Consider the following 26,258-nt stretch of genomic DNA (forward strand, 5'->3'; position numbering starts at 1 on the left):
GGACGGCATCACCGGATTTCCATTTTTACCGAGCGCCACATGAGCGAAGTCACCGAATACCAGAGCTGGGTCTGCCTGATTTGCGGGTGGGTCTACAACGAAGCGGAAGGGCTGCCCGACGAAGGCATCGCACCCGGCACCCGTTTCGCCGACATTCCCGCCGACTGGCGCTGCCCGCTGTGCGACGTGGGCAAGGAAGATTTTGTTGTCGTCGATTTCTGATTCGACGATGTTCTGATCGCGGCTGATTGCGCGATCGCACGCGTCGGCGTGCATTCCGCCCCGCCGACGCGCCGCGCGTTTGCTATACTCTGCGCGCTGTCCACACTGCCGTCCGGTTCGCGTTTTTCCGCGCGATCACCCGGACATGGCGCTCCCCGTAGTTCAATGGATAGAACAAGCGCCTCCTAAGCGCTAGATACAGGTTCGATTCCTGTCGGGGGGACCAGCCAAGCTCTCAGCCATCCCCCGGATTCACAAGAATCTCCCCGCTTCGCCCCCGTCTGGCGCCACTCTACCTCCCAGCCGTACCCGAGACTCTTGCGATTTTCGTTGGTATCAGCAGATACCAACAATACCTCTCACGGACGCGCAGATATCGCGTCAGCTCGCTAAGGCATCAACACTGGCCGCGCCCCAACTCGCCCTTTCCGCCCCACCGCCGGCGACGGGCGAGGCGCGACGATGTTGGACTGCCGCCAGCTTACTCGTCGAACGGCCCGGCTTCGAACGTAGCCACTCCGTCGGCATACTCTCGCACCCATATATCGCGGTGATCCTCGCCAGAGCCCTTTACTGCGAACGACGCGTTCGGTAGGCATGAAGCCAACTTGTCGAACAACATGACGATCGCCATGCTGTTCAGAAAGAAGAGAGTTGACGTTGGTAGAGCCGAACCACATGCTTCGGTGAGGTTGGTCAATACGTCGTGGCTTAGTGAATATTCGTCAAGAAACCTCAAGAGTTCCTCACGGACACTGGCAACATTCAACGGCTCACCATCGAACGGATGAACCGAAACCTGAGTGTGAAAGCTCATTCGAACCTACTCCATTATTTTTTTCATTCAAACACGGCTCTTCACGGTATGCGGAGCGAATCGTGATTTTTGACGATCTACCGACCGTTGTCGATCGGCCAAGTTTGGCCTTTCGTGAGCAGGTCACCCTTCTGTGCGGCCTTCACGATGCGTGCCGAGCCTGCCGGCGAACCACGGCTTCCATTCGACGCAAATCAAAGATCGTTTGACTCTCGGCATCAGCCCAAGTACACTTCGCGCCGCGGGGTGGAGCAGTCTGGCAGCTCGTCGGGCTCATAACCCGAAGGTCGTAGGTTCAAATCCTACCCCCGCAACCAATACCGAAGCCCGCTTTGCGAAAGCAAGCGGGCTTTTTGCTTTCCGCATGCACTGCTGCGTGTGCACCGCCTGGCCGGCATCGCCGACAAACTGCGGAACATTCAGCCGCCGGCACCGCCTGCGACACACGATCGCATCCTGCCCGATCGCCGCAGCCCCACGTCAGACATTGCGTAGAATTCCGAACCTTCTTCAGCATCCGGACTTCCGCAATGATTCGAACGATCGCGGCACTCGCCGCGCTTTCCGCGATTACCGGCACGGCGAACGCCGCCGACACCATCACCGCGCCCGCGAAGCGGCGCTATGTCAGCCCCGGCATCGCCAACGTCGCGAACGCAGCGGCACCGCGCCCGGAAAAAACCTCCTCCGACTCACGCTGCCGTGAACTGGCCGCCGGCATCGACGCCGTGACGCACACCCCCGACCGCGGCCAGAAGGTCGTGCGCAGGATGGGCCCGGACGGCAAGCCGCGCAACGAACTGCGCGCTTACGACAAGCGCGCCGATCTCGAAGCCGAGCATCAACGGCTCGGCTGCCGATAACGAACGCAACGCCGCCCGGTCAACTCACACCGGGCGTCCGCCATCACGCGATCACGCGTTCGCGCCGCCGTCGATCGTCAACCCCGTCCCGTTGATCGACCGCCCCTCCGGCCCGACGACGAACGCGACGAGCGCCGCGACGTCGTCGGCCTTGCCGTACTGCGGGATCGCCATCCGCGAACGCTGCGCGCCGGCGTGTTCGCCGTCGGCCGGGTTCATGTCGGTATCCGTCGACCCCGGATGCACGATATTGACCGTGATGCCGCGCGGGCCCAGATCGCGCGCGAGCCCCTGAGTCCAGCCGATCAGCGCGGCCTTGCTCGCCGCATAGAGGCTCATCCCCGCATCGGGCACGCGCGTGGCGAGGCAACTGCCGGTCGACACGATGCGCCCGCCCTCGCCGAGATGCCGCGCCGCTGCCTGCGACGCGACGATCACCGCGCGCACGTTCACGTTCAGCGTCGCGTCGATATCGTCGAGCGTGAGATCGTCCAGCCCGCCGGCCCGGAAAATCCCCGCGTTGTTGACGAGGATGTCGAGACCGCCGAACGCCTCCGCGGCACGATCCACTGCGTCGCGCACGGCCACCGGATCGGCGCTGTCGGCCTGGATCGCGACGGCGCGCCGGCCCAGCGCCTCGATGCCGGCCACGACGGCCTGCGCCCGCTCGGCCGATTTCTCGTAGGTAATCGCGACGTCCGCGCCGTCGGCCGCCAGCCGTTTCGCGATCGCCGCACCGATGCCGCGGCTGCCGCCCGTGATGAGTGCACGCTTGCCCTGAAGTCGATTCATGTCGGTTCCTTTCCTCATTTATGTAACGACCGGCACAGAATGTGGCAAGTTGCGCGGCACAGTCAATTGATTTATTTTATCGATCGACACAGATATCGACGAAGGAACGGACACAATGGCTGAACGGGGCCGACCGAGGAGCTTCGACAAGGAAGCGGCGCTGGAACGCGCGATGGAGGTGTTCTGGCGCCTCGGCTACGAGGGCGCGTCGATGACCGACCTGACGGCCGCGATGGGCATCGCATCGCCGAGCCTGTATGCGGCGTTCGGCAGCAAGGAAGCATTGTTCCGGCAAGCGCTCGATCACTACCGCGCAACGGAGGGAAAAGAAATCTGGGGGGGCGTCGAGGAGGCCGGCAGCGCACACGACGCCGTGCGGAACTACCTGATGGATACCGCACGCGTGTTCACGCGGCGGTCGAAGCCGGCTGGCTGCCTGGTCGTGCTGTCGGCGCTGCACCCGGCCGAGCGCTCCGATACGGTTCGGCAAACGCTGATCGCGATGCGCGAGGGCACGGTCGAGAGTCTGCGCGAACGCCTCAGGCAAGGTGTCGCGACCGGCGAAATCTCGGCGCACGCGAACCTCGACGCGATCGCACGGTACTACGTAACCGTCCAGCAGGGGATGTCGATCCAGGCCCGCGATGGTGCGAGTCGTCGCGATCTCGAGGCCGTCGCCACGGCTGCGCTGGCCGCGTGGCCAGCGCTCGTCGGTATGGGCGGCGCGTAGCGGCAGGACGCCGCCGCACACGGCCGCCCCCGCGCGTTACTGCCTTTCAGCGTGCTGCACGTCCTTCGACGCATGCCACACGCGATAACGCACCTCGAAACCGTCCGGCACATAGACGACGAGCGGCAGGCGGCTGTTGTAGCGCAGCAGCTGGCCATCGCCGCGCACCTGCACGAACCGCTGCTGAGGCGCCTGGCCCGGGCACGCCATCAGCGTCGACGCCGGGCCCTTCACGTCGGTGAGCTGGTAGTACGTATAGCCCCAGCCCTTCACGTCCTCGGCGGTCAGCTCGCCGCCGAACCACTGCTGATTGCAGTCGGTCTGCAACGTCTTGCCGATCATCAGTTCGACGCGCGCATCGCCTTCGTTCTCGAGCGCGGGCAGCGCGATCACGACGCGCTGCTGGCCGGCCGCTGCCTGCGGAAACATCTTGATCGACTCGGCCGGCACGGCGGGCGCCGATGCAGGCGCAGCCACGCAGGCGGCGGCAGTCGTCACGCACAAGGCGGCCAGCGCGGCCCGGATCGCGAATTTCATCGAGGTACTCCTGGAAAACAAATGAGCTCCGGATGCTAACACTTTCGTCGCATGACCTTACGGCGCTGTAATTTGACGACACAATTGCAAACAGCTGGCAATCCCCTTGCGCGGTACTTATACGGGAACCAACGGAGAACATCATGCTGAAGCTCATTGCTGCCGCCGGCGTCGCGACCTTGCTGGCCGGCTGCGTCGTCGCCCCGGACGCCGGATACGGCTACGGCCAGCCCTACTATGCCGATCCGGGCTACGCCTACGCGCCGTCCCCCGTGTACGGCACGGTCAACATCTGGGGCGGTGGCGGCGGACGCGACTGGGATCGCGGCCGGCGCGACTACCATCGCTGGGACGGCGATCGCGGCAACCGCGGCAACGGCTGGGGGCACGGCGGCGGACGTCGCGGCGACTGGAACGATGGCGGCGGAGGCGGCGGCCATCGCCACTGACGCACAATTGCAACCGTTTGTATCCGCGCACGGCCCGCCGATGAGCGGTCGTGCCGGTCTTGCCGGTCGTGCGTTACGCAGACGAACGGACTCCCGCGCAAAAGACGAAGGCCCTCGCACGAAGCGAGGGCCTTTTGTCGTCCGGTGCGGCGAAGCGAACGTCGGCGGCGCAGGTCGTCCGGCACTGGCCTGTCACACGACACGCGTCACGCATCCGCCCGCTTACCACCCGGCCGGCTGCGCGTAGCCGCCCCGCACCGGTGCGCCGCACACGTACGCGCGCTGATAGCGGTCGTAGCAATAGTTCGGGCCGTCGTCCTGGTACTGCGCCTGCTGGTAGGTCGGATAGGCGGGCTGCTGGTACGCGGGTGCCTGATAGTACGTCGGCGGCTGATATGCCGGTGCCTGGTACACGGGCGCCTGATACGCAACGGGCGGATTCATCGCCGACGTCACGATCGCGCCCAGCACCGCGCCGCCGATCAATGCGCCGATGACGGCGCCGCCGTCGCGGCCATGCGCGGACGCCGGCCCCGCCACGGCAAGCGAACCGGCGAGGACACACACTGCGGCAATTTTTTTCATGATGGGCTCCCACGCGAAGTGGTACTGGATGCGATGCATTGTGGCGGCAGGCGGCCGTAATAGATGCAGCAAGTGGTAACGCGCGATTACCGCTATCACGCACACCGAAACGCGGCGCCGCCATGCTAGGATTTTCGGCATACAGGAGACGCCTTCATGCAGCCCGAAACCGCCCGCCGTTTCGATACAGAATTCGCCCCGCGCATCGCACAGGCGATCGCCGCCTTCTTCGCCGATCACGTGCTGACCGACGTCGTCCCGTATGGAGGCCACGGGCACCCGACGCGCGTGCAGATCCGCAGCGCGCCGCACGAGCACGTCAGCGGCTTCGAGCATCCGCTGAATCTCGAACTGACCTGGGACACCGACGAAATCGAGCGGCTGATGGAGCCGGACGGCCCGCGGCGCTTCGAGCACTACCTGGCCGCGCTGCCGAAAAAACTGGGCGCATGGCAGGGCGCGCGCGACATCGATCTCCTGTCGCGCACGCAGGCCGACCCGCTCGTGCGGCTCGGCGGCCTCGACTTCGAAGGCTGAGTGCCGACGTCGCGCAATGCGGCCCGGTGATACACTCGGCCGGCCACGCCCCGGTGCAGTTGGGCCGGCCGGGCCGCTCATCGCCGCCTCCACCCTTCCGCATGGTTGCGCACGCAACCGGCAGCCGGGCGCGCGGACAACCACGCATCTGCTCCCGCCATGAACGCCGATACCGGCCTGCCGCTTCCGCAACGCTACTGGGCGATCGTCTGCGTCGCACTGGGCATCACGCTCGCCGTGCTAGACGGCGCCATTGCAAACGTCGCGCTGCCGACGATCGCGCGCGACCTGCACGCGTCCGACGCCGCATCGATCTGGATCGTCAACGCATACCAGCTCGCGGTCACGATCACGCTGCTGCCGCTCGCCTCGCTCGGCGAGCGCATCGGCTATCGCCGCATCTACGTCGCGGGACTCGCGCTGTTCACCGCGGCGTCGCTCGGCTGCGCGCTCGCCGGCTCGCTGCCGATGCTGGCCGTGATGCGCGTGATCCAGGGTTTCGGCGCGGCCGGCATCATGAGCGTGAACGCGGCGCTCGTGCGGATGATCTACCCGTCGTCGATGCTCGGGCGCGGGCTGTCGATCAACGCGATGGTCGTGGCGCTGTCGTCGGCGATCGGGCCGACGGTCGCGTCCGCGATCCTGTCGTTCGCATCGTGGCCGTGGCTCTTCGCGGTCAACGTACCGATCGGCATCGCCGCGGTGATCGGCAGCCTGCGCGCGCTGCCGTCCAACCCGCTGCACGATGCGCCGTACGATTTCCCGAGCGCGCTGATGAACGCGTGCGTGTTCGGTCTGCTGATCACGGCGGTCGACGGGCTCGGCCACGGCGAAGGCCATGCGTACGTCGCGGCCGAACTGGCCGTCGCGTTCGTCGTCGGCTACTTCTTCGTGAAGCGCCAGCTGTCGCAGCCGGCGCCGCTGCTGCCCGTCGACCTGATGCGCATCCCGATGTTCGCGCTGTCGATCTATACGTCGATGGCGTCGTTCACGTCGCAGATGCTCGCGTTCGTCGCGCTGCCGTTCTGGCTGCAGCACTCGCTCGGTTTCTCGCAGGTCGAGACGGGCCTCTACATGACGCCCTGGCCGCTCGTGATCGTGTTCGCCGCGCCGCTCGCGGGCGTGCTGTCGGATCGCTATTCGGCGGGCATCCTCGGCGGGATCGGGCTCGCCCTGTTCGCGGCCGGGCTGCTGTCGCTCGCGACGATCGGCGCGCACCCGGGCACCGTCGACATCGTGTGGCGGATGGCGCTGTGCGGTGCGGGCTTCGGGTTGTTCCAGTCGCCGAACAACCGCGCGATGCTGTCGTCGGCGCCGCGCGAACGCAGCGGTGGCGCGGGTGGCATGCTGAGCACCGCACGGCTGACCGGGCAGACGCTCGGCGCCGCGCTCGTCGCATTGATTTTCGGGCTCGTCCCCGATCGCGGGCCGACGATTGCGCTCTATGTCGCCGCGGCATTCGCGGCGGTGGCCGCGCTCGTCAGCATGCTGCGCATCGCGTCGCCGCGACCGGACGCGGCAACCTGACACCGTCGCGCGCCGCCCCGCGCGTCATTCGGCGTCGAGCGCGTCCATCACGAAACGCACGCGCGCCTGCACGCTCTCGCGCGGCAGTTCGATCAGCCGATAGCCGTACGACGTGTAGCACGCGACCATCGCGTCGTAGGTGCGCACGGCTTCCGCGAAATCCTGCCGGCGCTCGGTGTCCTGCGCATAGATGTCCGGCCACGGCGGCGCGATGAACACGCGCGGGTGATAGCGGAAACGGTTGGCCGCGGCCTCCGCATGCGCGGGCACGGCCAGCCCCGTCAGCCGCAGATAGCCGACCACGTCCGGCACGCCGCGATCGAAGAACACGGGCCCGCGCGCATGCCGCGCGAGATCGTACGAGCGCATCTCCCAGCTCAGCATCAGCTCGGCAAACGCGGCCGGGTCGCGCCACGGCAACGCTTGACCGTCGATCGCCATCTGGTCACGGATCACGCCCCGCCCGGCTTCCTGCGAGCGCGCGTAACCGGCGCGCTCGAGCGCATCGAGCAGCGTGCTCTTGCCCGAACCCGGGCCACCGGTCACGACGAAGAAGCGGCGGATGGCGTCGTCGCTCGTGTCGTCGGCGGCGCCGCGCCCCTGTACGACCTCACGCATGCACGACCCGCCGGCCCGCGCGCCGCGTGACCGACGCGGCGGCCGCGACACTGCGCAAGTCGGCGACGAACGTATCGCGCCAGACCGACAGGTCGTTCCCGCGCAGCCGCGCGAGGTTCTCCTCGTGGCGCGCCTGCCGCTCCGCGAGCGGCATCGACAGCGCGCGCTCGAGCGCCTCGGCCATCTGCGACAGGTCGTACGGATTGACGAGGAGCGCGCCGGTCAGCTCGGCCGCGGCGCCCGCGAACTCCGACAGCACGAGCACGCCCGGATCGGCCGGATCCTGCGATGCCACGTACTCCTTCGCGACGAGGTTCATCCCGTCGCGCAACGGCGTCACGTAGCCGACCTGCGACATCCGGAAGAACGCCATCAGCAGGTTGCGCTCGTACTTGCGGTTCAGGTACTGGATCGGCGTCCAGTCGAGCTGCGAGAAGCGGCCGTTGATGCGGCCGGCCTCGCCTTCCAGCGTTTCGCGAATGTCCTGATAGGTCTGCACGTCGGAACGCGTCGGCGGCGCGATCTGCAGGAGCGACACGCGCCCCTGCCAGCCCGGCGCGTTCGCGAGCATCCGCTCGAACGCCTGGAAGCGCTCGACGAGCCCCTTCGAATAATCGAGGCGGTCGACGCTCATCACCAGCTTGCGGCCGTCGAGCGCCTCGCGCAGCATCTTCACCGGCTTGCGCGCGCCGTACTGGACGGCCGCCTGCGCGATCGCGTCGGGATAGACGCCGATCGGATAGGCGGCGACCTTCACGACGCGACCGTGCGCGTGCAGCATCCCGTCGTCGCTCGCCGCGCCGATCCCGCGCCGCTCGATGTAGTCGGTGAACGCCTGCTTGTCGGCCTCGGTCTGGAAGCCCGCGACGTCGTACGCGCACATGAACTTCACGAGCTCCTCGTGCGGCGGCACGAGACGCAGCATGTCGGGCGACGGAAACGGGATGTGCAGGAAGAAACCGATCGGATTCTTCACGCCGAGCTCGCGCAGGTAATGCGCGAACGGCAGCAGGTGATAGTCGTGCACCCAGATCAGGTCGTCGGGACGCAGCAACGCGGCAAGCTGCTTCGCCAGCATCGCGTTCACGCGCAGATAGCCCGCGTACTCCTGGCGGTCGAAGCGCGCGAGATCGCCGCGGTAATGGAACACCGGCCACAGCGTCGCGTTCGAGAAGCCGCGGTAATACTGGTCGTAGTCGCGCCGGGTCAGCCCGACCGTCGCATAGGTCACGTTGCCGTCGCGCTGGATCGCCGGCTCGGTGTCGGGTGCGCCGACGATCTCGCCGTTCCAGCCGAACCAGACACCGCCCGTTTCCTTCAGCGCGTCCATCACGCCGACCGCCAGGCCACCGGCGCTCGGGCGCGTGTCCTCGCCGGCGGCGACACGGTTCGATACCACGATCAATCTGCTCATGCGGCTTTCCCTCCTCGATTCGATGGGCTGGCGCGCGGCGCGCGCCAAGGCTGGCACGGCTGCCCGAAGGCGGCCGTGCGGCGATTCAGACGTGAGAAATGCAGGTGTGAAAGGCAGCGGCGGAATACGACGACAACGACATCAGGCGTCCTGCTCCTGACCGAGATCCCGCTGATAGTCGAGCCCTTCCGGGCGGGCACCACCCTGGTTGTGATCGCCGTCGGACGGCGTCTCGCCGGGCGCGCCGGCAGGCGGTGCCGATGGCGCGTCGGTCTGCGGATGCGGGCGAACCGCCCCTGTGTCGGGCGGCCGGGGCGAAAACCGTTTCGAACGTCGCATGGCCGGGTGTCTCATGTGCGGCGCGGCCCGAGGCCGTCGTAGAAACATTCCATAACTGAAAAGTCTAGGTCGCTTCCTTGCACGCCAAAGTAACAATTACCTTCAATTTGTAACGTTTCGACCCCTCACGATCCACCTGTCTGACAATAACGCCGCGCGTACGCGCGCGGGATGCCGTCCGGCGATTTGTCAAAGCTTTGCATTTTTCCTATGACAATTGCGAAACAATGACGCGGCATGAGGGCGCGCACGCGTTGCCGCTCACCCAGACAGGACTTGCACTCAGGGATGAACATTCGTTTCGAATCGCCGCGCCGGGCCATCCCGGCGCGCGTCGTGCTGGCCGCGATCGCCGCGGCCGCACTGCTGTCCGGCTGCAACTCGCTGTACAGCGAGGGCGCGACAGCCGGCGCCGGTATCGCGGGTGCCGCGATCGCCTCCAAGGTCACCAACAACGCCGCCGTCGCGACGGGCATCGGCCTCGGCGCCGTCGCCGGTGCGCGTGCGGGCGTCCAGTACTCGCAGCGCGTCGCACACCGTTACACACAGGAACAGATCGCGAAGGCGGCCGGCCCGCTCGACGTGGGCGGCGTCGCGCCGTGGTCGACGCACCACTCGTTCCCGATCGAGGACGACGAACAGGGCCGCGTGACGGTCAGCCGGATGATCAGCATCGGCCCGCTCGACTGCAAGGAAATCGTGTTCGCGGTCGACACGCCCGCGAAAGCCGACAAGGCCGCGCAATCGGCGTTCTACGTCGCCACGATCTGCCGCGACGGCCCCGTGTGGAAATGGGCGTCGGCGGAACCGGCCACCGAACGCTGGGGCTCGCTGCAATGAGCGTCGCGATCCGTATCGCGGCCATCGGCGCGCTGTGCGCGGCGGCGGCCACGCTGTCGGGCTGCGGGTCGGTCGGCGCGGCGAGCGGCGCGCTTGCCGGCGCCGCAACGGGCCTCGTCACCGCGAACCCGGCGGTCGGCGTCGGCGTCGGGATCGCCGTGCAGGCCGCGACCGACGAAGCCGTGAACCGCACGATGAAGCAGCTCCATCAGAACCAGCAGGACGCGATCGCGAAGACGGCCGGCAGTCTCGCCGTCGGCGAAGTGAAGCCGTGGAAGGTGAAGAACACGCTGCCGCTCGAAAACGGCGAAGGCGAAGTGCGGGTCACGCGCGCGTACTCGTCGGCGCTCGCGCTGTGCAAGGAATTCGCGTTCTCGGTGAAGGACGGCGACAAGGCCGACTGGTTTTTCGCGAATGCGTGCCAGCAAGGCACGCACTGGAAGTGGGCGTCGGCGGAGCCGGCGGTCGATCGGTGGGGGAATTTGCAGTAGCGGAGGCACCGCGTGCCGGCGGCTGGCCCGGACATCGACTGCCCTGCGACGGCTCCAACCGCGCCGGCGCGAATCATTGCGCATGAATCGCGCGCTCGGCTCAGCGCGCCGACTTTCCGATCAAGTCCATCAGGTAATGCTCCAGCACACCGAGCCTGACGATCGACGCATTCCGCCTGGTCGGATGCGGACGCGTCGCGGCCTTCACGGCTTCCGGCAGATCGTCCCTCAACCACAACTCGGGAATCTGCAGCCTGGCGTACGATTCCCCGTCCATCTCCTCCAGCACCATGTGTCCGCGCCACGGATATTCATGGAGCATGCCGGCCTGCACTCTCACGAACATGAGGGCGCACTCCCCGGCCTGAAGCGGCACATTGCCCCAGGTCGGCGGACCCCCGCAGAACTCGATCACCGCCCCGAGGCGATCCGGCGTGATGCTCTTGCCGCTGGAATAGATGCGCTCGACCTTCGCCCGAAAGATCTGTGGACCCGGGGAGTCGATAACGGATACGAGCACCAGGTCAAACGTTTCCACCGCGACGGCGTACAGATTCCCTTTTTCAGTCATAGGTCATGGAATTCGCGCCGTGTCCGCCGGATGCTGTCGAGACCTGGCCAGCTTCAGGTCTCGACGTCCTCGAGACTGAAGATCTCCGTCTGGTCGTTGTACGAGAAGATCTCGCCGTAACGCCCCCAGTCGATCACCGCGTCGAGCGTCTCCTCGGCGGCACCGTCCGACAGGAAATCCTCCAGCTCCTGCTCGAAGCGCACGCGCGGCGCGCGATGGCCCGGGCGCTCGTTCAGCACCTTCTTGATCCGCGCAGCGAGCGGCACGTGCTTCAGCAGGTGGTCGGCGAACATCAGCTTGCGCTCCTGCGTGCCGAATTCCGCGAACACGCGCCCCGGCGGCGTCAGGAACACGTCCCCTTCCCGCACGTCCGCGAAGCCGAGGTATTGCAGCACTTCGGCGATCGGGAACAGGTCGTCGACCTCGAGATGCAGCGTGCGCGCGATTTCCGGCATGTCCGCGCGACCGTGGTACGGCGCCATCGCGAGCGTCTCGATCAGGCCGGCCATCAGGTTGGTCGACACCTGCGGCAGCCAGCTGCCGAGCTCCAGCCCCTTCTTCGTCGCCTCGCCGGTCTGGCGGGCCGTCATCTTCGCGTAGATGTCGTCGACCAGCTTGCGGAACGCCGGGTCGAGCCGGTTGCGCGGATGCTTGAACGGCACCTTGATCTCGGCGATCACGCGACCCGGATTCGACGACAGCACGAGGATCCGGTCGCACATGAACACCGCTTCCTCGATGTTGTGCGTGACGATCAGCACCGACTTGATCGGCATGCGGCCTTGCGTCCACAGGTCGAGCAGGTCGGTACGCAGCGTTTCGGCGGTCAGCACGTCAAGCGCCGAGAACGGCTCGTCCATCAGCAGGATCGTCGGGTCGACGACGAGCGCGCGCGCAAAGCCCACGCGCTGGCGCATGCCGCCCGACAGCTCGCGCGGGTACGCGTTCTCGAAACCGTCGAGACCGATCAGGTCGATCGCGGCAAGCGCACGCTCGCGTCGCTCGCGCGCGCCGACGCCGAGCGCTTCCAGCCCGGCTTCCACGTTCTGCAGCACGGTGAGCCACGGGAACAGCGCGAAGGTCTGGAACACCATCGCGACGCCTTCGGCCGGGCCGCGCAGCGGCTTGCCGAGGTAGGTCACCTCGCCGCCGGTCGGCTCGATCAGCCCGGCGATGATGCGCAGCAGCGTCGACTTGCCCGAGCCGGAACGGCCGAGCAGGCCGACGATCTCGCCTTCGCGCAGCGACAGGTTCGCATCGTCGAGCACGAGCAGCTCGCCCTGCGTCTTGTTGAAGCCGCGACAGACGTGGTCGACGCGCAGGATTTCCTCACCGAGGCGCGGCGGCTGGTTCGTCTGGACGGGGGCGTTTACAGCATTCGGATTGTGCATCGCGTTTCGCTCTCAATCGGTCTCAGTCGAGCCGCAGCTTCGCTTCGGCGAAGGCATACAGCGGACGCCACAGCAGGCGGTTGAACAGGGTAACGAACAGGGACATCACGGCGATGCCCAGGATGATCTTCGGAAAGTCGCCGGCGGCGGTGGTCTGCGCGATATAGGCACCGAGGCCGTGCGCCTCGATCCTGGTATTGCCCCACTGCACGGCTTCCGACACGATGCTCGCGTTCCACGCGCCGCCCGATGCGGTGATCGCGCCGGTCACGTAGTACGGGAAGATGCCGGGCAGGATCGCCTGCCGCCACCACTGCCAGCCGCGAATGCGGAAGTTCGTCGCCGCTTCGCGATAGTCGTTCGGGTAGGACGTCGCACCGGCGATCACGTTGAACAGGATATACCACTGCGTGCCGAGCACGATCAGCGGCGACAGCCAGATATCGGCGTTCAGGTGGAAGCGCGCGATCACGATCACGAACACCGGGAACAGCAGGTTCGCCGGGAACGCGGCGAGGAACTGCGCGAGCGGCTGCAGCTTCTCGGCGAGCCGCGGACGCAGCCCGATCCACACGCCGATCGGCACCCAGATGACCGATGCGATCGCGATCAGCACGACCACGCGCAGCAGCGTGATGAGCCCGAGCATGACCACATGGCCGACCTCGGCCATCGTTACGCCGGTCGACACGAAGCTGATGACGCGCCACACGATATAGGCCGTGCCGAGCAGCACGAGCGCGGCCCATGCGATGTCGACCGTGCGCGACGCCTTCTTCTCGACTTTCGGCAGCGTGAAGCGCATCGCGCCCGACAGCGGCAGGCGCAGCGGAATCCGCGCGGCCTTCGCGAAGAACCAGCCGGCCGGCACGAGCAGCTGATGAATCAGGCGCGTGCGGCGGACGAGGTCGAGCAGCCAGGATTGCGGCGCGTCGCCCGACGCGGTGTTCTCCATCCGGAACTTGTCGGCCCACGCGATCAGCGGGCGGAACAGGAACTGGTCGTACGCGAGGATCACGACGGTCATCGTGAGGATCACCCAGCCGATCGCGCCGAAGTTCTTGTCGGAGATCGCCTGCGCGAGATACGCGCCGATGCCCGGCAGCGTGATGGTCTGGTTGCCGACGGTGATCGCCTCCGACGCGACGACGAAGAACCAGCCGCCCGACATCGACATCATCATGTTCCAGATCAGGCCGGGCATCGAGAACGGCACTTCGAGCTTCCAGAAGCGCTGCCAGGACGTCAGGTGGAAGCCTCGCGACACTTCGTCGAGGTCGCGCGGCACCGTGCGCAGCGACTGGTAGAAGCTGAACGTCATGTTCCACGCCTGGCTCGTGAAGATCGCGAAGATCGCCGCGAGCTCGGCGCCGAGCACGCGGCTCGGGAACAGCGCGAGGAAGAACGTGACGGTGAACGAGATGAAGCCGAGCACCGGCACCGACTGCAGGATGTCGAGGATCGGGATCAGCACCATGCCGGCACGACGGCTCTTGGCCGCGAGCGTGCCGTAGACGAGCGTGAACGCGAGCGACGCGACCATCGCGGCGAGCATCCGCAGCGTGGTGCGCAGCGCGTATTCGGGCAGGTTCGACGGGTCGAGCGAGATCTTCTGCGTCTGCAGGGTGCCGATCGGCGCCATCGTTTCGTGGAAACCGACGACCGCCATCGCGATCAGGCAGATGATCAGCGGAAACGCGATGAAATCCCACCGGTTCGGCAGAACACGCCATGCGGACGCGTTGGCGGTCCGGTTCGGATTGAAGAATCCGACGTTCATCAGGCGCCCTCCCCGGTAAGGCCGAACGAAGCCGGCAGTCGATGTTGATTCATGGCAAAGCGCACGGGTGCGGTAATTCGATTGACTGACGATCGCGCGCGAGCGCGGTGCGCCGTGCGTGCACGCGCTGCCGCGCGCCGGACGTGCCGGCCCGCGACGGCACGACACTACACCAACCTGTATTTCAGGTACAACCGTCCGGGAACGGCGCAGGCGGTGCACGGATCGTGCCTGGCGCGCGGGCGAATGACGGGTGCGCGGTACAAGCAGCCCGGCCGCACTCCTTCGGCCGGCACGCAGGCCCGAATTATGCCGTGATCCGGCCCGGCCGGGAACCCGCCCGCCGCACGCACGCGCAAACCATGTCGGGCGTCATCAGCCCGATACGACTAAGCGGGTATGATCGGGGCTGGCCCCTGGGGTCGGTTGCGGCCGTACCGATGGCAACGCTTGCGCGTTCCCGGTATCCGCAGGCCCTGGGGATCGATCGACGAGCGGGAGGAAAGGGAATGGCAGGAAACTTGGTGATCGTCTGCCGCGATCAGGATGCCGACGCGTTCTACGAATTGATGCAGGAATACGGGTCGTTCCAGACGCGGCTGTCGTCGACGGCATGGTACCTCAACATGAACGTCGTGCCTGAATCGCTGCAGGAAGAAATCCTGGAGCGCCTCGGCCGGTATACGACCGTCTACATCTTCGAGGCCACCAGCGTGACCTACAACACCATCGACAGCAACGCGGCCGAGACGCTCGGCACGCTGTTCGGCGAATGATGCCACGCGGCGCCAGCCCGGCCGGGCCGGCGCCGCAGCCGCTCACGCGGCCTGTGCGTGGGGTTCGTCCTTCGGCACGGCCTCGAACGGGAACGTCATCGCGACACGCAGGCCGCCTTCGGGGCGGTTGCCGATGTCGCACGCCCCGCCCAGCCTGAGTACGAGCCGCTCGACGATCGCGAGCCCGAGCCCGCTGTGGCCGTTCCCGCCGCGTGCGGGATCGAGCCGCACGAACGGCCGCGTCGCCGCCGCGAGATCGCGCGGGGCGATCCCGCCGCCGCTGTCGCTGACCGACAGCACATAGCCGGCCGGCGTGCGCGCCGTCTCGACGAGCACGGGCGGCGCACCGTACGCATGCGCGTTGTCCAGCAGGTTCGACAGGATCCGGTCGAGCGTCGCCGTCGGCAGGCGGAAGCCCGGATCGGCGTCGAGCCGGGTCTGGACCGTCGGCGCGTTCGGCGCGACCGCGCGATAGCTGCGTGCGATCCGCTCGCACGCCTGATCGACCGGCACCGGCTCGCTGCGATCGGACCCGCCGTGGGCAAACACCAGAAACTGGTCGACGATGTGCGACATCGAATCGACGTCGCGCACGACGCCATCGCGCAGCCGGACGTCGTCCATCATTTCCGCCCGCAGCCGCATCCGCGCAAGCGGCGTGCGCAGGTCGTGCGCCACGCCCGCCAGCATCACCGCACGGTCGCTTTCGGCCTGCGACACCTGCTCCACCATCTGGTTGAAGCCGTGCGTGAGCTGGCGCAGCTCGCGCGGGCCGCGCTCGCGCAACGGCGGCACCGGCTGGCCGCGGCCGAAGCGCGCGACCGCGCGCGCAAGCGAACGCAACGGCTGCTGCAGCTGCCAGGCCGCGAACAGCGCGGCAATCACGCCGGCCGAGAAGATTGTGCCGAGCCACAGCAGCATCCGGTCGAGCGAGCGCGGCGGCCGCAGCGGCTGCACCGGCACCACGATCCAGTTGCGGTCGGTCGGCTCCTTCACCCACAGCACCGGCGGATGGCCGGGTGCGCCGAGCTCGACGCGCGTGCCGGGCGGCATCCGCTCGCTCACGTCGTCGCGGAACCGCCTGAGCGCCGCCGGCAGGCTCGACGGATCGCCGTTCGGCACGTCGGCGCTGTCCGGCGCCACGAGCCGCACACGCGACGGCAACGGCTGGTCGGGCGTGCGCTCGACGTGCTGGCGCACCGCGTCGACCAGGAACGCGGCCTCTTCGACCGCGTAGCGCGTCTGCATCTGGCTGCGCTCGAGCCGCATCGCGAAAAACCACGCGAAGTGCGACAGGAGCAGGACACCCACGACGAGCAGCGCCAGCCGCCCGAACAGTGAATCAATGGGTTTGCGCATGGGCCTCGCCGTCGGGCACGAACACGTAGCCGCGCCCGCGCACCGTCTGGATGAAGCGCGGCGTCGACGGATCCGTTTCGAGAATGCGGCGCAGGCGCCACACCTGGACGTCGATGCCGCGGTCGGTGCCGTCGTACTCGGGCCCGTGCAGCAGCTCGAGCAGCCGCTCGCGCGTGAGCGTGCGCAGCGCATGGTTCACGAAGATCTTCAGCAGCGCGAATTCGCTGCTCGACAGCGTGGCCGGCTTGCCGTCGACCGACAGCGTACGCGCCTGGAAGTCGAGCACGAAGCGGCCGAATCCGAACGGCTCGCGCTGCTCGGGCGCCGCCGCCGACGGCGTCGCGCGGCGGCGGCGCAGCACGGCCTGCACGCGCGCGAGCAGCTCGCGCGGGTTGAACGGCTTGCCGAGGTAATCGTCCGCGCCGAGCTCGAGCCCGACGATGCGGTCGACGTCGTCCGCCCGCGCGGTCAGCATGATCACGGGGATGTCGTCGCCGGCCGCGCGCAACTGGCGCAGCGCGGTCAGGCCGTCGACGCCCGGCATCATCAGGTCCAGCACGATCAGGTCGGGCCGCTCGCGCTCGAGGCGTTTCTCGAGCGTCGCCGCGTCGTGCAGCACGGACACTTCCATCCCCTGGCGCACGAGATAGTCGCGCAGCAGGTCTCGGAGTTCTTGGTCGTCGTCGACGATGAGGATCTGGGTAGTCATGGCTCGAAGTTTACCGCGCGAGGGCGGAGTCGAAGAACGAAACAAAGGGACGAAAGGGTTACTGCGGGTTACCGCGCAAGGGAACTGTAATGCGCGGTAACCCGGCCACCGCGCCACGTAACACCGGCCGGGGCCTGCCTCGCTAACCTGCGTCTTACCGGATGCGGTACACGGCTTTCCCGGCACCGCATCGCCGGACCCTTTGGATACAAGGAGTTTCTGAAATGTATAAGAAGACTTCCCGCGTGGCCATCGCGGCCGCCACCGTGCTCGCTCTCGCATTCGGCACCGCGCACGCCGCGCAACCCGGCGACATGCCGCCTCCGGGCGGCCCCGGCGCCCACCAGATGCACGGCGGGCACGACGGCGGCCCGTTCGGCGTGATCATGAAACTGCACGACCAGCTGAAGCTCAACGCATCGCAGGAACAGCAGTGGCAGGCCGCCGTCAACACGATGAAGCAGAACCATGACGCGATGCGCAAGAGCCACGAGCAGATGCGCGAGCAGTTCAAGGCGCAGCAGAACCAGCCGATCCTCGATCTCAGCGCGATGCACGCCGCGCGCCAGCAGGCCGAGCAGCAGAACGCGCAACTGCGCGAGCAGACGTCCGCCGCGTGGCTCGCGTTCTACAACGGCCTGAACGACCAGCAGAAGACCACGGTCAGCACGGCGCTCAAGCAGCAGTTCGCGAAGATGGAACAGCGCCACGAGAAGATGAAGGAGCGCTGGCAGCAGCACCGCGCGGCCAAGGCCGCGTCGGCACCGGCGCAGTAAGCCGGCGGGGCCGCTCCGCGGAGCGGCATCCTCGAAGGGGACGCGGGCACCGCCCTGCGTCCCCTTTTGCGTTTCAGGCGACGTCGAACAGCAGCACCTCGGCCGCCCGGCCGCGTGCGAACGCCACCGCGTCCACGCCGCCGATCCGCGCGCCGTCACCCGCGGCCAGCGCGCGGCCGTTCACCGCGACGTCACCGCGCACCACGTGCACATAGGCGCGGCGCCCGGCCGGCAGGTCGAACGCCGCCGCCTCGTCACCGTCGATCAGTCCCGCAAAGATGCGTGCGTCCGCGCCCAACGGCAGCGCGCCGCCGCCGCCGTCGGGCGCCGCGACGAGCCGCAGCCGCCCGCGCTTCTCGCCGTCGGCAAAGCGCGTCTGCGCGTAGCCGGGCCGGCCGCCCGCCCCGGCCGGCGCGAGCCAGATCCGCAGCAGGCGCAGCGGCTGGTCGCACGACGCGTTGGCTTCGCTGAGCATGACGCCGGTGCCGGCGCTCAAGCGCTGCACGCCGCCCGCACGCACGATTGCCCCGTTGCCGAGGCTGTCGCGGTGCGCGAGCGCGCCGTCGAGCACGTAGGTGACGATTTCCGCATCCCGGTACGGCCGCATCCCGTAGCCGCGGGTCGGCGCGATGCATTCCTCGTTCAGTTCGCGCAACGCGCCGAAGACCGGCGGCCCGCTCCGGGCGGACGCGCAAGGAAAGCTGTGAAGGAATTCGTGCCAGCCATGGCTGCGCTGGTCGCGATCGGCGGCGCGGCGGATCTGGAACATGGGACGGACACTCCGTGAGAGGCGCTGTTCTGGTATGCCGTCACTGTATGAGTGTGCCAATCGCGCCACAATCCACCGCTCGCGCACTGCATCGTTGCATCTGCGGATGCAATTGACCCAATGCCCGCTGCGAATGCGGCGATTATCGCAACAGCCGGATCAATGCCTCGAAGAATCGATCGGTCGGCCCGGATTGCCGGTTTCCGGGTTTCGCGTTCGGGTAAAATACCGCCCTTTTGGCGTTCGCCGTTCCGGCGGCCGCCATCGCCAGAGCGCCGATCGGCGAATTTTGGCCGTCTAGAATACGCCGCGGCGCCCGGTCCGACCGGCCGCGAGCGCCCCCGGAAAGTCAGCAACAGAAGGATCGAAATGAAGAAGGCCGCCCTGTGCGCCGCCCTCGCCCTCGTGGCGGGCAGCGCCTTCGCGAAGGAGTGGAAGACCGTGCGGATCGGCGTCGACGCCAGCTACCCGCCGTTCGAGTCGACCGCGCCGAGCGGCGAGATCGTCGGGTTCGACGTCGATCTCACCAAGGAAATCTGCAAGCGAATCAACGTGAAATGCGTGTGGGTGGCGCAGGATCTCGACGGGATCATCCCGGCGCTGAAGGCGAAGAAGTACGACGTCATCGTGTCGTCGCTGACCGTCACGGACAAGCGCCGCGAACAGATCGACTTCTCCGACAAGGTATACGACGCGCCGGCGCGGATGATCGCGAAGGCCGGTTCGCCGCTGCTGCCGACGATCGCCTCGCTGAAGGGCAAGCGCGTGGGCGTCGAGCAGGGCTCGACGCAGGAAACCTACGCGAAGGCGTACTGGGAGCCGCAGGGCGTGACGATCATTCCTTACCAGAACCAGGACCAGGTCTATGCCGATCTCGGCTCGGGCCGCCTCGACGCGACGCTGCAGGACGAGCTGCAAGCCGACTACGGCTTCCTGCGCACGCCGCGCGGCAAGGGCTTCGCGTTCGCCGGGCCGGAAGTGAAGGATCCGAAGACGATCGGCGACGGCACCGCGATCGGCCTGCGCAAGGAAGATACGGACCTGAAGCTCAAGATCAACAAGGCGCTGGCCGACATGCACAAGGACGGCACGTACGACCGGCTGTCGCACAAGTATTTCGCGTTCAGCGTCTATTCGGCTTCGGCCCGCTGAGCGTCGAAAAGAAGAGGCAACGGATGCGGGGGCGGCCCCGTGTCCGGGCAGTACAGGCAGTCGACCACGCGCCGCCCGCCCCCTCGCCCGCCGCTCGCGCGACGGGCTGGCCCGGCACCGATGCCGGGGCGGACGGTCATGATACGCACGGGGCGTTCCGCGCAGCTTGGCGGGCGCGTCTTTCGCGGCGCACCGCGTGCGCCCTACGGGACCCCACTAGGGACCACACCAGGGACCACATATGTTTCTACAAGGTTACGGCCCGCTGATCCTCGCTGGCACCTGGCAAACCGTCAAACTGGCGGTGCTTTCGCTTGCGCTGTCGTTCCTGCTGGGGCTGCTCGGCGCGGGCGCGAAGCTGTCGCGCAACCGCTTCACGAACGGCGTCGGCACCGTCTACACCACGCTGATCCGCGGCGTGCCCGACCTCGTGCTGATGCTGCTGCTGTTCTACAGCCTGCAGATCTGGCTGAACATGGCGACCGACGCGCTCGGCTGGGACCAGATCGACATCGACCCGTTCCTCGCCGGTGTGCTCGTGCTCGGCTTCATCTACGGCGCGTACTTCACCGAGACCTTCCGCGGTGCGTTCCTGTCGGTGCCGCGCGGCCAGCTCGAGGCCGGCAGCGCGTACGGGATGACCAGCTGGCAGGTGTTCACGCGGATCATGTTCCCGCAGATGATGCGCTTCGCGCTGCCGGGCATCGGCAACAACTGGCAGGTGCTCGTGAAGTCGACCGCGCTCGTGTCGATCATCGGCCTGGCCGATGTCGTGAAGGCGTCGCAGGACGCCGGCAAGGGCACGCTGCGGTTCTTCTTCTTCACGCTGATCGCCGGTGCCGTCTACCTCGCGATCACGACGATCTCGAACTTCGTGCTGATGTGGCTCGAAAAGCGCTACTCGACCGGCGTCCGCAAGGCTGACCTATGATCGACCTCATCCAAGAATACTGGCGCAACTACCTCTACACCGACGGCTACCGCATCACCGGCGTCGCGATCACGCTGTGGCTGCTGGTCGTGTCGATCGGCCTCGGCTTCTGCCTGTCGGTGCCGCTCGCCGTCGCGCGCGTGTCGAAGAAGAAGTGGCTGTCGGGCGCCGTGTGGCTCTACACGTACGTGTTCCGCGGCACGCCGCTCTACGTGCAGCTGCTGCTCTGCTACACGGGCCTCTACAGCCTGCAGGCCGTGCGCGGCACGCCGATGCTCGACGCGTTCTTCCGCGACGGGATGCACTGCACGCTGCTCGCGTTCACGCTGAACACCTGCGCGTACACCACCGAGATCTTCGCGGGCGCGATCAAGGCGACGTCGTACGGCGAGATCGAAGCCGCGCGTGCCTACGGGATGTCCACGTTCACGATGTATCGCCGCGTGATCCTGCCGTCGGCACTGCGCCGCGCGCTGCCGCTGTACAGCAACGAAGTGATCCTGATGCTGCACGCGACCACCGTCGCCTTTACCGCGACCGTACCGGACATCCTGAAGATCGCCCGCGACGTGAACTCGGCGACCTACATGTCGTTCCATGCGTTCGGCATCGCCGCCCTGCTCTACCTCGTGATCTCGTTCACGCTCGTGTGGCTGTTCCGCCAGGCCGAGCGTCGCTGGCTCGCGTATCTGCGCCCGCAAGGCAAGTAAGTTTTCGCAGGACTATTGATGAATTCCCAGACTCAGAAGCTTTTCGTCGACGATCTGCACAAGCGATACGGCGACAACGAGGTGCTCAAGGGCGTGTCGCTGAAGGCGAACTCGGGCGACGTGATCAGCGTGATCGGCTCGTCCGGCTCCGGCAAGAGCACGATGCTCCGCTGCATCAACTTCCTCGAGCAGCCGAATGCGGGCCGCATCTTCGTCGACGGCGAGGAAGTGCGCACCGCGCTCGACAAGACGGGCGCGCTGCGCGCGGCCGATACGAAGCAGCTGCAGCGCGTGCGCACCAAGCTGTCGATGGTGTTCCAGCACTTCAATCTCTGGTCGCACATGAACGTGATCGAGAACGTGATGGAAGCGCCCGTGAACGTGCTCGGCATCCCGAAGAAGGAAGCCGAGGAGCGTGCGCGCGCGTATCTCGAGAAAGTCGGCCTCGCGCCGCGCGTCGAGAAGCAGTATCCGTCACACCTGTCGGGCGGCCAGCAGCAGCGTGTCGCGATTGCGCGCGCGCTGGCGATGCATCCGGACGTGATGCTGTTCGACGAACCGACGTCGGCGCTCGACCCGGAACTGGTGGGTGAAGTGCTGAAGGTGATGCAGAAGCTCGCCGAGGAAGGCCGCACGATGATCGTCGTCACGCACGAGATGGGCTTCGCGCGCAACGTGTCGAACCACGTGATGTTCCTGCACCAGGGCCGCGTCGAGGAAGAAGGCGTGCCGTCCGAGGTGTTTGCGAACCCGAAGAGCGAACGCCTGCGCGGGTTCCTGTCCGGCAGCCTCAAGTAACGCGCACGAAACGCACGACGTTCGAACGGGCGCCTCGCGGCGCCCGTTTTGCGTTTACGTGGCATTTACGTGGCGTTCATGCGGCGCTTACCGGCGCGCTGTCGGCGAACGCGCGCAGTTCGTCGCCCGCGAGCCGGTAGCGCACCCATTCGCTCTGCGGCGCCGCGCCGACGCTCTCGTAGAAGCGGATCGCCGGCTCGTTCCAGTCGAGCACGCTCCACTCGAAACGCCCGCAGCCCGACTCGACCGCGATCCGCGCGAGCGCCTTCAGCAGCCGCAGCCCGGCGCCCGCGCCGCGAAAACGCGGCGACACGTACAGGTCCTCGAGATACAGCCCCTGCCGGGCAAGCCACGTCGAATACGAGAAGAAATACACGGCGAAGCCGGCCGGCTCGCCGTCGACCTCGCAGATCAGCGCACGCGCCGGCGATCCGTCGCCGAACAGGCTGCGCTCGAGCGACGCGGGCGTCGCGACCACTTCGTGCTCCGCCTTCTCGTAGACGGCCAGTTCGGTAATGAAACGCAGGATCTGCGGCACGTCGGCGACGGTGGCGGAACGAATGTCGATTTGCACGGGATGAGCCCTCCTCCGGCCCGGACTTGAAACGGAAAGCGGCGCCGCGCAGCCGCGCTGGCGCCAATCAGATCGTCATGCTACGTTCACGCAGCGCCTGCAGGAAGTGCAGGTTTTTCATCCTGACCTGAACATGATGCATCCCGACCTGCGCCGTCTCGACCTGAACCTGCTGCTCGTGTTCGACGCGCTGTACCGCCACCGGTCCGTCGCCGCGGCCGCGCACGAGCTCGCATTGAGCCCGTCCGCGCTGAGCCACGCGCTCGCGCGGCTGCGCGACGCGATCGGCGATGCCCTGTTCGTGCGCCTCGGCAACGAGATGCAGCCGACCGTGCGCGCCGACGACATCGCCACCTGGGCCGGCGACGCGCTCGACGCGATGTCGAAGGGGCTTGCCCGCGCGCGCCGCTTCGATCCCGCGCAAAGCGACCGCACGTTCGTGTTCGCGGCGACCGACTACACGGCATTCGCGGTGCTGCCGGCGTTTCTCGCGCGCATCCAGCATGTCGCGCCGCGGTTGCGGATCCGCGTCGTGCATTCCGACCGGAAGATTTCCGTCGACGAACTCGCGGCCGGCCGCATCGATTTCGCGCTCGGCTACCACGAGGAATCGGCGGCCGACGCGCCGGGCATCGAGGACTTCGACTGGTTCTCCGACGACTACGTCGTCATCGCGAGCGCCGCGCATCCGGACGTCCGCCGGCGGCTCACGCTCGACCAGTACCTGGCGGCACGCCACGTGGTCGTCACGCCGTGGAACGAGTCGCGCGGCGTCGTCGACCACGTGCTCGACCGGCTCGGCCTCGCACGGCAAGTCGCCGTGCAGTTGCCGACCGTGCTGGCCGCGCCGTTCCTGATTGCGGAATCCGCGCTGCTGATGACCGTGCCGAACCGCGCCGCGCAGGCGCTGCGGCACGCGGCGCCGATCCGCATCTTTCCGGCGCCGTTCGAGATCCCGCGCTACACCGTGAAGGTCTACTCGCACGCGAAGCACGCGCGCACCGATGCGCATCGCTGGATTCGCACGCAGTTGCTCGAAGCGAGGCCGGAGCCTGCCTGACCGGGGCGCGCCGGCGCACCGCGTCGCGGGTTGCCGTGCCAGCGCGACAGGCACGGGCCGGCGACGTCCGGTGCCCGCCCATTCATTACGAAATACTTACCAATTCCTCTTGTATGGCGCTTACGCCCGCGGCCCCTGCAACGTCAATAGTGGCAATCCTTGATCCATGTTTGCGAAAGCCGTGTCTCCCTTGTGGGACAAGGGTTTTCCGTTAATTGCAAACCCTCGGCGCACCTGTTGCCTACCGTGTTGCATGGCAATTTGGCGACAGGTGTTAGTCAAACAACGATTTCCATCGCCACAAAATTGTATTTTTGCTAAATTAGTAACCAAAGTAGCAAAACGAAGTTCGTGAAATGTAGTTTAGCTTCACGACACTACAAGGAGACCCCGCAGGCCGACCCGGCTGCGCGGGACCGCTCAACGGTTTTCCGTCCGCTTGCCCGCGTGCTGCGCTTACCGGCCCTGCACGAGGTCTCCCTGGTTATCCCGCTTTTGCCCGGCGCTCGCGCTCCGGGCATCTCGTGCAGTCTGGGTTGACTTTTTGACAGGGTATGGAGGAGATGATGAAGAAAGCTTTGGTCGCGGCCGCGCTGATGGCTGCTGGGGTGGTGACGGCGCACGCGCAGAGCAGCGTCACGCTGTATGGTCGCCTGGATGCCGGCCTCGAGTACCTGAACGGCCTGCAAAACGGCCACCAGGTGCGCGCGGAAAGCGGCGACTGGGGCACCAGCCTGTGGGGCTTGAAGGGCACCGAAGACATCGGCGGCGGCAACAAGATCCTGTTCCACCTCGAAGGTGCGTTCAATACGATGACGGGCGGCTTCAGCGGCTCGATCTGGGATCGTTATGCGACGGTCGGTATCTCGAACGATCGCTACGGTACGCTGCTGCTGGGTCGTGAACTCGCAATCGCCAACGGCGTGTGGGACTTCGACCCGTTCGGCCAGTCGGCCTGGTCGACGGCCTCGCTGGTGCGCGGCCGCAACTGGAACAAGACCAGCAACAACGTGTCGTACCAGTCGCCGCAGTTCTACGGCCTCGACTTCTACGGCCAGTTCTCGTTCTCCAACTCGACCAGCTTCAACGGCAACACGACGGCCGGCCAACCGGGCCGTGCAGCCGGCGCACAGGTCACCTATACGAATTCGCTGTTCCAGTTGCGCGGCATCTACGACGAAACGCGCGACAGCAACGGCCGCTTCTCGGACGTGTTCAACTACTCGCGTGAATACTTCGCGGGCGTGAACGTGTTCCTCGGCCAGTTCAAGGTTCAGGCCGCTTACCAGGCCTCGCGCGCGGACGGCAGCGGCGGCCCGGCAGTGAACGCCGGCGTGACGGGCACCCAGCAGGTCTGGGGCGGCGTGACGTGGCAGGCAACGCCGGCAGCGGCGCTGATCGCGGCCGTGTATCACGTGAACGCGAACCACGGCGGCGGCAACGCGAACATCTACACCGTCGGCGGCTCGTACAACATCTCGAAGCGCACGCTGTTCGACCTGCAGGTCGCGACGGTGCGCAACAGCAAGAACGCCAACTTCGGCCTGAACGCGAACGGCGCCGGTACGGCCGTGTCGACGGGCAACCCGAATCCGGGCGGCAGCCAGACCGGCGTCTACGCCGGCATCCAGCACCTGTTCTGATCAGGCGCCGTCAAAGAACGATTCGGCAACACTTTCCACGCTGCTGCGAGAGGCGCGTATCGGTGCGGTACCCAACCGGGTATCGCACCGTTTTTTATTGGCGGGGCCTGAAACGGCCCGCTGACGAATACGGCGCTCAGACGGCCGCTTCGTTCTCTTCGCCGGTGCGGATGCGGATCACGCGCTCGACATCCGACACGAAGATCTTGCCGTCGCCGATCTTGCCGGTGCGCGCCGCGCCGATCACCGCGTCGATCACCTGGTCGACCTGCGCTTCCGCGACGACGACCTCGATCTTCATCTTCGGCAGGAAGTCGACGACGTATTCGGCGCCGCGATACAGCTCGGTATGCCCCTTCTGGCGGCCGAAGCCCTTCACTTCCGTCACGGTCAGGCCCGTGAGACCCACTTCGGCGAGCGCTTCGCGGACTTCGTCCAGCTTGAACGGCTTGATGATGGCAGTGATGCGTTTCATGGTGGTTGTCCCCCAATGCTCGT

At 66.8% G+C, this 26,258-nt stretch carries 31 protein-coding genes and 2 tRNA genes; 18 read left to right on the forward strand and 15 right to left on the reverse strand.

Translation table 11 applies throughout. The annotated features are described in order from the left end of the window. The first annotated feature begins 39 nt into the window (after positions 1 to 39). Both E9536_RS25105 and E9536_RS25110 read left to right on the forward strand, forming a co-directional pair. On the forward strand, positions 40 to 222 hold the full coding sequence (locus E9536_RS25105; RefSeq protein WP_006398668.1) for a rubredoxin: 183 nt from the start codon (positions 40 to 42) through the stop codon (positions 220 to 222). Between the two features lie 151 nt (positions 223 to 373). Next, a tRNA-Arg gene (locus E9536_RS25110) sits at positions 374 to 448 on the forward strand. Between the two features lie 255 nt (positions 449 to 703). Here E9536_RS25110 and E9536_RS25115 read toward each other — a convergent pair. Next, positions 704 to 1,039: a hypothetical protein gene (locus E9536_RS25115; RefSeq protein ID WP_048025383.1), complete on the reverse strand. Its 336-nt coding sequence runs from the start codon at positions 1,037 to 1,039 to the stop codon at positions 704 to 706. Between the two features lie 240 nt (positions 1,040 to 1,279). Here E9536_RS25115 and E9536_RS25120 point away from each other — a divergent pair. Beyond that, a tRNA-Met gene (locus E9536_RS25120) sits at positions 1,280 to 1,356 on the forward strand. Positions 1,357 to 1,569: 213 nt separating this feature from the next. Beyond that, a complete protein-coding gene (locus E9536_RS25125) occupies positions 1,570 to 1,902 on the forward strand; it encodes a hypothetical protein (RefSeq protein ID WP_136471056.1) in 333 nt (110 codons plus the stop codon). A gap of 51 nt (positions 1,903 to 1,953) precedes the next feature. Here E9536_RS25125 and E9536_RS25130 read toward each other — a convergent pair whose 3' ends face one another. Further along, entirely contained in the window at positions 1,954 to 2,694 is a 741-nt protein-coding gene (locus tag E9536_RS25130) for an SDR family NAD(P)-dependent oxidoreductase (protein ID WP_027786779.1), read from the reverse strand. Positions 2,695 to 2,809: 115 nt separating this feature from the next. Here E9536_RS25130 and E9536_RS25135 point away from each other — a divergent pair, with 115 nt between their 5' ends. After that, positions 2,810 to 3,424, forward strand: coding sequence for a TetR/AcrR family transcriptional regulator (locus E9536_RS25135; RefSeq protein ID WP_060172941.1), 615 nt, complete (start codon positions 2,810 to 2,812; stop codon positions 3,422 to 3,424). Between the two features lie 36 nt (positions 3,425 to 3,460). Here the strand turns inward: E9536_RS25135 and eco are convergent, their stop codons facing one another. Continuing rightward, positions 3,461 to 3,961 carry a serine protease inhibitor ecotin gene (gene eco, locus E9536_RS25140; protein ID WP_021158524.1) on the reverse strand — a complete coding sequence of 167 codons (501 nt, stop codon included), beginning with the start codon at positions 3,959 to 3,961 and terminating at the stop codon, positions 3,461 to 3,463. Positions 3,962 to 4,104: 143 nt separating this feature from the next. Here eco and E9536_RS25145 point away from each other — a divergent pair, with 143 nt between their 5' ends. Further along, entirely contained in the window at positions 4,105 to 4,410 is a 306-nt protein-coding gene (locus E9536_RS25145; protein WP_124839268.1) for a hypothetical protein, read from the forward strand. Positions 4,411 to 4,632: 222 nt separating this feature from the next. Here the strand turns inward: E9536_RS25145 and E9536_RS25150 are convergent, their stop codons facing one another. Beyond that, entirely contained in the window at positions 4,633 to 5,034 is a 402-nt protein-coding gene (locus E9536_RS25150; RefSeq protein ID WP_021158522.1) for a hypothetical protein, read from the reverse strand. A 117-nt stretch (positions 5,035 to 5,151) separates the two neighbouring features. On the opposite strand from E9536_RS25150, the gene E9536_RS25155 reads away from it, so the two are divergent. Both E9536_RS25155 and E9536_RS25160 read left to right on the forward strand, forming a co-directional pair. Beyond that, positions 5,152 to 5,532 carry a DUF5594 family protein gene (locus E9536_RS25155; protein WP_059697999.1) on the forward strand — a complete coding sequence of 127 codons (381 nt, stop codon included), beginning with the start codon at positions 5,152 to 5,154 and terminating at the stop codon, positions 5,530 to 5,532. Positions 5,533 to 5,691: 159 nt separating this feature from the next. Further along, positions 5,692 to 7,059 (forward strand): MFS transporter, encoded by a 1,368-nt coding sequence (locus E9536_RS25160; protein ID WP_059486236.1) that lies wholly within the window; start codon positions 5,692 to 5,694, stop codon positions 7,057 to 7,059. Between the two features lie 24 nt (positions 7,060 to 7,083). Here the strand turns inward: E9536_RS25160 and E9536_RS25165 are convergent, their stop codons facing one another. The 3 genes from E9536_RS25165 to E9536_RS25175 all read right to left on the reverse strand — a co-directional run bounded on the left by E9536_RS25165 (position 7,084) and on the right by E9536_RS25175 (position 9,430). Further along, complete coding sequence (locus E9536_RS25165; RefSeq protein WP_136471058.1) at positions 7,084 to 7,677, reverse strand: AAA family ATPase; 594 nt, start codon at positions 7,675 to 7,677, stop codon at positions 7,084 to 7,086. After that, entirely contained in the window at positions 7,670 to 9,091 is a 1,422-nt protein-coding gene (otsA, locus tag E9536_RS25170; RefSeq protein ID WP_060085984.1) for an alpha,alpha-trehalose-phosphate synthase (UDP-forming), read from the reverse strand. Before otsA ends, E9536_RS25165 begins: the two co-directional genes overlap by 8 nt. Positions 9,092 to 9,232: 141 nt before the next feature. After that, positions 9,233 to 9,430 carry a hypothetical protein gene (locus E9536_RS25175; RefSeq protein WP_081066236.1) on the reverse strand — a complete coding sequence of 66 codons (198 nt, stop codon included), beginning with the start codon at positions 9,428 to 9,430 and terminating at the stop codon, positions 9,233 to 9,235. Positions 9,431 to 9,718: 288 nt separating this feature from the next. Between E9536_RS25175 and E9536_RS25180 the strand changes: the two genes are divergently transcribed. Further along, positions 9,719 to 10,270, forward strand: coding sequence for a hypothetical protein (locus tag E9536_RS25180; RefSeq protein ID WP_059698004.1), 552 nt, complete (start codon positions 9,719 to 9,721; stop codon positions 10,268 to 10,270). Then, positions 10,267 to 10,761, forward strand: coding sequence for a hypothetical protein (locus E9536_RS25185; protein ID WP_021158515.1), 495 nt, complete (start codon positions 10,267 to 10,269; stop codon positions 10,759 to 10,761). Before E9536_RS25180 ends, E9536_RS25185 begins: the two co-directional genes overlap by 4 nt. Before the next feature lie 100 nt (positions 10,762 to 10,861). Here E9536_RS25185 and E9536_RS25190 read toward each other — a convergent pair whose 3' ends face one another. Genes E9536_RS25190 through E9536_RS25200 form a run of 3 tightly spaced genes read right to left on the reverse strand, consistent with a single transcriptional unit; the run spans position 10,862 to position 14,503 of the window. Continuing rightward, positions 10,862 to 11,332 (reverse strand): hypothetical protein, encoded by a 471-nt coding sequence (locus tag E9536_RS25190; protein WP_060172936.1) that lies wholly within the window; start codon positions 11,330 to 11,332, stop codon positions 10,862 to 10,864. A gap of 53 nt (positions 11,333 to 11,385) precedes the next feature. Then, on the reverse strand, positions 11,386 to 12,723 hold the full coding sequence (locus tag E9536_RS25195; RefSeq protein WP_027786767.1) for a nitrate/sulfonate/bicarbonate ABC transporter ATP-binding protein: 1,338 nt from the start codon (positions 12,721 to 12,723) through the stop codon (positions 11,386 to 11,388). Between the two features lie 22 nt (positions 12,724 to 12,745). After that, a complete protein-coding gene (locus E9536_RS25200) occupies positions 12,746 to 14,503 on the reverse strand; it encodes an ABC transporter permease subunit (protein ID WP_059686637.1) in 1,758 nt (585 codons plus the stop codon). A gap of 509 nt (positions 14,504 to 15,012) precedes the next feature. Here E9536_RS25200 and E9536_RS25205 point away from each other — a divergent pair. Then, a complete protein-coding gene (locus E9536_RS25205; protein ID WP_027786765.1) occupies positions 15,013 to 15,279 on the forward strand; it encodes a hypothetical protein in 267 nt (88 codons plus the stop codon). A gap of 42 nt (positions 15,280 to 15,321) precedes the next feature. Here E9536_RS25205 and E9536_RS25210 read toward each other — a convergent pair whose 3' ends face one another. Continuing rightward, a complete protein-coding gene (locus E9536_RS25210; protein ID WP_059697659.1) occupies positions 15,322 to 16,638 on the reverse strand; it encodes an ATP-binding protein in 1,317 nt (438 codons plus the stop codon). Further along, positions 16,622 to 17,347 (reverse strand): response regulator, encoded by a 726-nt coding sequence (locus E9536_RS25215; RefSeq protein ID WP_021158495.1) that lies wholly within the window; start codon positions 17,345 to 17,347, stop codon positions 16,622 to 16,624. The genes E9536_RS25210 and E9536_RS25215 overlap by 17 nt, the downstream gene beginning before the upstream one ends. Before the next feature lie 224 nt (positions 17,348 to 17,571). Between E9536_RS25215 and E9536_RS25220 the strand changes: the two genes are divergently transcribed. Then, positions 17,572 to 18,123 carry a periplasmic heavy metal sensor gene (locus E9536_RS25220; RefSeq protein ID WP_027786763.1) on the forward strand — a complete coding sequence of 184 codons (552 nt, stop codon included), beginning with the start codon at positions 17,572 to 17,574 and terminating at the stop codon, positions 18,121 to 18,123. Positions 18,124 to 18,196: 73 nt separating this feature from the next. Here the strand turns inward: E9536_RS25220 and E9536_RS25225 are convergent, their stop codons facing one another. Next, on the reverse strand, positions 18,197 to 18,892 hold the full coding sequence (locus E9536_RS25225) for a pirin family protein (protein WP_060083252.1): 696 nt from the start codon (positions 18,890 to 18,892) through the stop codon (positions 18,197 to 18,199). A gap of 369 nt (positions 18,893 to 19,261) precedes the next feature. Between E9536_RS25225 and E9536_RS25230 the strand changes: the two genes are divergently transcribed. From E9536_RS25230 to E9536_RS25245, 4 genes are all read left to right on the forward strand, one after another. Beyond that, complete coding sequence (locus E9536_RS25230; protein WP_021158492.1) at positions 19,262 to 20,044, forward strand: ABC transporter substrate-binding protein; 783 nt, start codon at positions 19,262 to 19,264, stop codon at positions 20,042 to 20,044. A gap of 241 nt (positions 20,045 to 20,285) precedes the next feature. Next, positions 20,286 to 20,975, forward strand: coding sequence for a histidine ABC transporter permease HisQ (gene hisQ, locus E9536_RS25235; protein ID WP_027786761.1), 690 nt, complete (start codon positions 20,286 to 20,288; stop codon positions 20,973 to 20,975). After that, positions 20,972 to 21,685 (forward strand): ABC transporter permease, encoded by a 714-nt coding sequence (locus tag E9536_RS25240; RefSeq protein ID WP_027786760.1) that lies wholly within the window; start codon positions 20,972 to 20,974, stop codon positions 21,683 to 21,685. Before hisQ ends, E9536_RS25240 begins: the two co-directional genes overlap by 4 nt. An 18-nt stretch (positions 21,686 to 21,703) precedes the next feature. Next, positions 21,704 to 22,483, forward strand: coding sequence for an ABC transporter ATP-binding protein (locus tag E9536_RS25245; protein ID WP_027786759.1), 780 nt, complete (start codon positions 21,704 to 21,706; stop codon positions 22,481 to 22,483). Positions 22,484 to 22,559: 76 nt separating this feature from the next. On the opposite strand, the gene E9536_RS25250 is transcribed toward E9536_RS25245, so the two are convergent. Next, positions 22,560 to 23,057 (reverse strand): GNAT family N-acetyltransferase, encoded by a 498-nt coding sequence (locus tag E9536_RS25250; protein ID WP_021158490.1) that lies wholly within the window; start codon positions 23,055 to 23,057, stop codon positions 22,560 to 22,562. Positions 23,058 to 23,190: 133 nt separating this feature from the next. On the opposite strand from E9536_RS25250, the gene E9536_RS25255 reads away from it, so the two are divergent. Next, entirely contained in the window at positions 23,191 to 24,117 is a 927-nt protein-coding gene (locus E9536_RS25255; RefSeq protein ID WP_060174821.1) for a LysR family transcriptional regulator, read from the forward strand. Between the two features lie 563 nt (positions 24,118 to 24,680). Continuing rightward, a complete protein-coding gene (locus E9536_RS25260) occupies positions 24,681 to 25,760 on the forward strand; it encodes a porin (RefSeq protein WP_034195856.1) in 1,080 nt (359 codons plus the stop codon). Between the two features lie 136 nt (positions 25,761 to 25,896). Here the strand turns inward: E9536_RS25260 and E9536_RS25265 are convergent, their stop codons facing one another. Further along, entirely contained in the window at positions 25,897 to 26,235 is a 339-nt protein-coding gene (locus tag E9536_RS25265; protein ID WP_006398637.1) for a P-II family nitrogen regulator, read from the reverse strand. Positions 26,236 to 26,258: the final 23 nt, after the last annotated feature.

The organism is Burkholderia sp. LS-044 (assembly GCF_004803625.1).
GTDB classification, from domain to species: domain Bacteria; phylum Pseudomonadota; class Gammaproteobacteria; order Burkholderiales; family Burkholderiaceae; genus Burkholderia; species Burkholderia cepacia.

Excerpts from the sequence above, each read along its gene's own strand:
- E9536_RS25105 (WP_006398668.1), top strand. The coding sequence starts at position 40 with ATGAGCGAAGTCACCGAATACCAGAGCTGGGTCTGCCTGATTTGCGGG.
- E9536_RS25115 (WP_048025383.1), bottom strand. The coding sequence starts at position 1,039 with ATGAGCTTTCACACTCAGGTTTCGGTTCATCCGTTCGATGGTGAGCCG.
- E9536_RS25125 (WP_136471056.1), top strand. The coding sequence starts at position 1,570 with ATGATTCGAACGATCGCGGCACTCGCCGCGCTTTCCGCGATTACCGGC.
- E9536_RS25130 (WP_027786779.1), bottom strand. The coding sequence starts at position 2,694 with ATGAATCGACTTCAGGGCAAGCGTGCACTCATCACGGGCGGCAGCCGC.
- E9536_RS25135 (WP_060172941.1), top strand. The coding sequence starts at position 2,810 with ATGGCTGAACGGGGCCGACCGAGGAGCTTCGACAAGGAAGCGGCGCTG.
- eco (WP_021158524.1), bottom strand. The coding sequence starts at position 3,961 with ATGAAATTCGCGATCCGGGCCGCGCTGGCCGCCTTGTGCGTGACGACT.
- E9536_RS25145 (WP_124839268.1), top strand. The coding sequence starts at position 4,105 with ATGCTGAAGCTCATTGCTGCCGCCGGCGTCGCGACCTTGCTGGCCGGC.
- E9536_RS25150 (WP_021158522.1), bottom strand. The coding sequence starts at position 5,034 with ATGCATCGCATCCAGTACCACTTCGCGTGGGAGCCCATCATGAAAAAA.
- E9536_RS25155 (WP_059697999.1), top strand. The coding sequence starts at position 5,152 with ATGCAGCCCGAAACCGCCCGCCGTTTCGATACAGAATTCGCCCCGCGC.
- E9536_RS25160 (WP_059486236.1), top strand. The coding sequence starts at position 5,692 with ATGAACGCCGATACCGGCCTGCCGCTTCCGCAACGCTACTGGGCGATC.
- E9536_RS25165 (WP_136471058.1), bottom strand. The coding sequence starts at position 7,677 with ATGCGTGAGGTCGTACAGGGGCGCGGCGCCGCCGACGACACGAGCGAC.
- otsA (WP_060085984.1), bottom strand. The coding sequence starts at position 9,091 with ATGAGCAGATTGATCGTGGTATCGAACCGTGTCGCCGCCGGCGAGGAC.
- E9536_RS25175 (WP_081066236.1), bottom strand. The coding sequence starts at position 9,430 with ATGCGACGTTCGAAACGGTTTTCGCCCCGGCCGCCCGACACAGGGGCG.
- E9536_RS25180 (WP_059698004.1), top strand. The coding sequence starts at position 9,719 with ATGAACATTCGTTTCGAATCGCCGCGCCGGGCCATCCCGGCGCGCGTC.
- E9536_RS25185 (WP_021158515.1), top strand. The coding sequence starts at position 10,267 with ATGAGCGTCGCGATCCGTATCGCGGCCATCGGCGCGCTGTGCGCGGCG.
- E9536_RS25190 (WP_060172936.1), bottom strand. The coding sequence starts at position 11,332 with ATGACTGAAAAAGGGAATCTGTACGCCGTCGCGGTGGAAACGTTTGAC.
- E9536_RS25195 (WP_027786767.1), bottom strand. The coding sequence starts at position 12,723 with ATGCACAATCCGAATGCTGTAAACGCCCCCGTCCAGACGAACCAGCCG.
- E9536_RS25200 (WP_059686637.1), bottom strand. The coding sequence starts at position 14,503 with ATGAACGTCGGATTCTTCAATCCGAACCGGACCGCCAACGCGTCCGCA.
- E9536_RS25205 (WP_027786765.1), top strand. The coding sequence starts at position 15,013 with ATGGCAGGAAACTTGGTGATCGTCTGCCGCGATCAGGATGCCGACGCG.
- E9536_RS25210 (WP_059697659.1), bottom strand. The coding sequence starts at position 16,638 with ATGCGCAAACCCATTGATTCACTGTTCGGGCGGCTGGCGCTGCTCGTC.
- E9536_RS25215 (WP_021158495.1), bottom strand. The coding sequence starts at position 17,347 with ATGACTACCCAGATCCTCATCGTCGACGACGACCAAGAACTCCGAGAC.
- E9536_RS25220 (WP_027786763.1), top strand. The coding sequence starts at position 17,572 with ATGTATAAGAAGACTTCCCGCGTGGCCATCGCGGCCGCCACCGTGCTC.
- E9536_RS25225 (WP_060083252.1), bottom strand. The coding sequence starts at position 18,892 with ATGTTCCAGATCCGCCGCGCCGCCGATCGCGACCAGCGCAGCCATGGC.
- E9536_RS25230 (WP_021158492.1), top strand. The coding sequence starts at position 19,262 with ATGAAGAAGGCCGCCCTGTGCGCCGCCCTCGCCCTCGTGGCGGGCAGC.
- hisQ (WP_027786761.1), top strand. The coding sequence starts at position 20,286 with ATGTTTCTACAAGGTTACGGCCCGCTGATCCTCGCTGGCACCTGGCAA.
- E9536_RS25240 (WP_027786760.1), top strand. The coding sequence starts at position 20,972 with ATGATCGACCTCATCCAAGAATACTGGCGCAACTACCTCTACACCGAC.
- E9536_RS25245 (WP_027786759.1), top strand. The coding sequence starts at position 21,704 with ATGAATTCCCAGACTCAGAAGCTTTTCGTCGACGATCTGCACAAGCGA.
- E9536_RS25255 (WP_060174821.1), top strand. The coding sequence starts at position 23,191 with ATGATGCATCCCGACCTGCGCCGTCTCGACCTGAACCTGCTGCTCGTG.
- E9536_RS25260 (WP_034195856.1), top strand. The coding sequence starts at position 24,681 with ATGATGAAGAAAGCTTTGGTCGCGGCCGCGCTGATGGCTGCTGGGGTG.
- E9536_RS25265 (WP_006398637.1), bottom strand. The coding sequence starts at position 26,235 with ATGAAACGCATCACTGCCATCATCAAGCCGTTCAAGCTGGACGAAGTC.